At 39.4% G+C, this 3,990-nt stretch carries 4 protein-coding genes and 1 tRNA gene; 4 read left to right on the top strand and 1 reads right to left on the bottom strand.

Going from position 1 to position 3,990, the window contains the following annotated elements; all coding sequences use genetic code 11:
- Window positions 1–1,059: T9SS type A sorting domain-containing protein (locus tag RI557_RS11500; RefSeq protein ID WP_310683899.1), on the top strand; the 1,059-nt coding region annotated here is incomplete at its 5' end.
- 134 nt (window positions 1,060–1,193) lie between these two features.
- On the opposite strand, the gene RI557_RS11495 is transcribed toward RI557_RS11500, so the two are convergent.
- Window positions 1,194–2,120, bottom strand: a complete 927-nt coding sequence (locus tag RI557_RS11495; RefSeq protein ID WP_310668966.1) for a PfkB family carbohydrate kinase — start codon at window positions 2,118–2,120, stop codon at window positions 1,194–1,196.
- Window positions 2,121–2,231: 111 nt separating this feature from the next.
- On the opposite strand from RI557_RS11495, the gene RI557_RS11490 reads away from it, so the two are divergent.
- The 3 genes from RI557_RS11490 (at window position 2,232) to RI557_RS11480 (ending at window position 3,647) form a co-directional block, all read left to right on the top strand.
- A tRNA-Asn gene (locus RI557_RS11490) sits at window positions 2,232–2,305 on the top strand.
- Window positions 2,306–2,638: 333 nt separating this feature from the next.
- Window positions 2,639–3,094, top strand: coding sequence for a helix-turn-helix domain-containing protein (locus tag RI557_RS11485; RefSeq protein ID WP_310668965.1), 456 nt, complete (start codon window positions 2,639–2,641; stop codon window positions 3,092–3,094).
- The gene (locus tag RI557_RS11480; RefSeq protein WP_310668964.1) at window positions 3,084–3,647 is read left to right on the top strand and encodes a PIN domain-containing protein; all 564 of its coding nucleotides are present in this window, start codon (window positions 3,084–3,086) and stop codon (window positions 3,645–3,647) included. Before RI557_RS11485 ends, RI557_RS11480 begins: the two co-directional genes overlap by 11 nt.
- Window positions 3,648–3,990: the final 343 nt, after the last annotated feature.

Raw genomic sequence — 3,990 nt, 5'->3', positions numbered from 1 at the left:
ACAATGACCATGCGTATTGATACAGAAACTGGTATTTTCAATGATATCACTCCGGCTGTTGGCGATTCACTTTGCTCAGTAATTGGAATTGGTGGTCAGTTTGACGGTTCTTCTCCATACACATCAGGATACCAGATTTTCCCAATGTACTCGAGTGATTTGGACACAACTTGTGGCGGAAATACAAACCCTCCAGCACCCGTTGAGCTCAACATCTACCCGATTGGTGATGTAACAACGGTTGATGCTAACGGTGAGCCTGATTCGCTTGGTGTTGTATGTGGCGTTAAGGGTGTTGTGACAACTATCGACTTTAGAGGTGGTGGTTACAGCTTGTACATCCAGGATGCTACTGGCGGAATCAATGTATTCAGCTTTAGCGATTACAACAATGTTCAGCCGTTGATGGGAGATTCACTTCTCGTTTGGGGTGAAATTGACCAGTACAATGGTTTGACTGAAATTATTGTTGATAGTCTTGAAATCCTCAACACTGGAAACACAATTCCAGATCATCAACTGGTGACTTCACTTGACGAGTCAGTTGAAGGAATGCTTGTTGAGCTTGAAGATTACATCGTAGCTGATCTAGATAGTCAAAACGTTGGTCCAGCTATCAATTATACAATTGCAAATGGAACAGACTCTGTCGAGTTGAGAATCCTTGATATAACAGGAATCAACGATATGATGACAATGATGCCAGGTGACACACTTTGTTCAGCTAAAGGTGTAGTTGGTCAGTTTGATGGAAGTGCACCTTACACTGAAAACTACCAGTTGCAACCAGTTCAAATGTCAGATCTCACGGTGAACAACTGTGACTCTACAGGAACATCAATTGGTGAGGTTGGAGAGAAAGCTGAGCTTCGCGCTTATCCTAATCCAACTAACAACATGTTGAACTTCAACAAAACAATTGACTTTGTAATGTTCAATGCGCTTGGTGAAGAAGTTAAGCGTGCTTCTCGCGTGAGAAGAATCAATGTAAGTGATCTTACAAACGGTATTTACTTCATCAAATCTGAGGACTCTGTTCTCAAGGTTATCGTGAAGTAAAACGTACAATTTTCGATAAACAAAAAGGGCTTCAGAAATTCTGAAGCCCTTTTTTATGTCTCAATATTTTGGTCAGATCCGTCAGGATTAGTGACGAAAAGCCGGCTGTGGTTCCGGCTCTGACCGTTATAGCTTTATACCAATGAAATATCGAATTGAGTGAGGTTCACAAATTCGCGAACACGCTCATCGAAATCTTCCTGGGTCACGCTTTGCAAACGCTCTGTACCAAACTGCTCAACGCAGAAAGAAGCCATTGCAGAACCCACGATTACGGCACGCTTCATGTTTTCAAAGGAAATATCCTTCGTAGAAGCTAAATGACCGATAAATCCGCCAGCGAAAGAGTCTCCGGCACCGGTTGGGTCAAAAACTTCCTCAAGCGGCAATGCAGGCGCGAAAAACACTTCGTTTTCGTTGTTGAATAGAAGTGCTCCATGCTCTCCTTTTTTGATCACCAAAAACTCGGGGCCCATCCTGAGGATCTTTTGAGCAGCTTTAACGAGGCTGTACTCACCTGAAAGCTGACGAGCTTCTTCATCGTTGATCGTCAAGACGTCAACTTTTTTGAGAACCTTTTTGAGGTCATCCATCGCGATATCCATCCAAAAATTCATGGTATCCATTGCGATGATTTGCGGCTTGCGCTCACACTGTTCAATCACTTTCAACTGAACATCTGGAGCGAGGTTACCGAGCATAAGGAACTCAGGGTTTTTGTACTCATCTGGCAATACCGGGTCAAATTTTTCGAGAACATTGAGTTCTGTTACCAGGGTATCGCGCGTGTTCATGTCGTTGTGATACTTGCCGCTCCAAAAGAAGCTTTTTTCATCTTCTTTGATTTGAAGACCCTGCTGATCGATGCCGCGCATATCGAGCATCGCCAAAAAGTCTTTAGGGAAGTCTCCTCCCACAACACTTACAATTCCGCTTTTCTTTTTGAAGAACGAAGAAGCGATACTGATGTAAGTACCTGCGCCTCCGACAATTTTATCACTTTTACCGAAAGGTGTTTCAATTGCATCAAATGCAACTGAGCCTACTGTAACTAATTCCATGAAAATTTTTCGTTTAAAATTTTGTCAAAGATATTGTTTAATTGGAGTCTTGTTAGTAATATTGCCTCCCATTTTGAAACAGACACCATAAAATTGGTGGGAAATCAAAATTCCTCAGTAGCTCAGTTGGTTAGAGCATCTGACTGTTAATCAGAGGGTCGTTGGTTCGAGTCCAACCTGAGGAGCAGAAAAATTAAAGCGTTATAACGAATGAGTTGTAACGTTTTTTTTGTTTGCATACTCTGGTTCATCATCTCCCGGCTTTAGGCATTCAGCAATGCTTTTTTCCTTACACTGGTTCGTGTATTCTCTTCAAAGAGAACTCCTTTCACTTTTTTTTAATTATGGTTATTGTAGTTTTACGGTTATAGAATTTAAATGAAACCAAGTTCCCTCTAGCTTTATAATGAGCTGAAATGATCTTTTCGAAAGTTATAGACTCGTTAAATTAAAATATTCGAAACAAACACAACAGGCTTTCGAATATTTCGTTTATTTGTTGTAGAAAACAAATGACCATGAAAAGCATAGGCGAAATTAAAAGACCTTCAAAGGAAGAACAGAAAGCAGCAATGGAGTCTTATGATGCACTGGCTTCAACACTAGAGCAAATCCACTCCGACTATCCAGAGATAGAAATCGAAGAAACTAAAGAAAGAATCAAAGTTCCTTTGAATGCACTCAAACTTTTAGCAAAAATCCTTAAAGAAACTAGCCAGGGAAAGCCAATTTCTATCGTACCAATAGCTACTGAGATAACCACTCAGGCAGCAGCAGAATTAATAGGTTGTTCAAGACCTCACTTAATCAAGCTTTTGGAAAGTGGAGAGATTAAGTTTACCAAAATAGGTAAGCATAGAAGAATTAAGTATCAGGATGTTCTGGAATACAAGAAAAAGATCAAAGAAGAACAGCGGAAGCTTTTGATTGAAATTATGCAAGCTGACGAAGAATCTGGAATGTATGATTCATAGTGTGAGATTCACCTGCGTTCTAGACACCAATGTCATTTACCCAATAGACATAAGAGACCTCTTGTTTTGGTTCGCTTCGTATGATCTCTTTACTCCCAAGTGGAGCAAACACATATTTGATGAATGGGAAAATGTAATGACTCGAAAAAAGATTCCTCAAAAAGAAATAAAAAAGAGGATATCTAAAGCGCAGCGAGCATTCCCGGATGCCCTGGTGAAAAATTATGAATCATTAGTTGATTCATTGACATTACCAGATCAAAAAGACAGACATGTGCTAGCGGCAGCAATTAAAACGAATGCCAATGTGATTGTGACTAACAACATTAAAGACTTTCCAAAAGACTACCTATCCAGCTTTGGCTTAACTGCAAAAACAGCTGATGACTTTCTTACGGACACAATTGACCTCAACAATGAGCTAGCGATAGAAGCGTTTAGAGCTATGGTTCTCAATAGAACAAACCCTAACCTCGATGAGTTTGACGTTTTAGATAGGTTAAGAAATAATGGACTGCAAGAATCTGCAAATTATTTGCATGCTCTATTATAAAAATAAGATTCTTTTATAACTCAGTCCAAACAAACCCGCAATGCCCTCTTTGCTTTTACATCTCCTTGTTCTTCTCTCACACTGGTTCGTGTATTTTGTTCAAAGAGAACTCCTTTGGGTTTGTTTTTATAGTTTTAAGGTTATAAATGTAAAACTCAACTTATAAGTTAGCTTGGCTCAATTCTAGCTTTCAGCCGCACTATTGTAACCATATTTCATGAAATAAACATATAATTAACCATAGCTCACGGAGAGTAATCGGTTTTCATGTTATATTTGTACTTGTATTTCATAAAAAGGTATAATGAAAAACTATTTTTCACAAAAAGTAACTGGACTTCAT

It is taken from the genome of Salibacter sp. (assembly GCF_031581065.1).
In the GTDB taxonomy this organism is placed as follows: domain Bacteria; phylum Bacteroidota; class Bacteroidia; order Flavobacteriales_G; family Salibacteraceae; genus Salibacter.
Note: the sequence above shows the minus strand (reverse complement) of the source record. Positions and strands in the feature narration are given on the sequence as shown.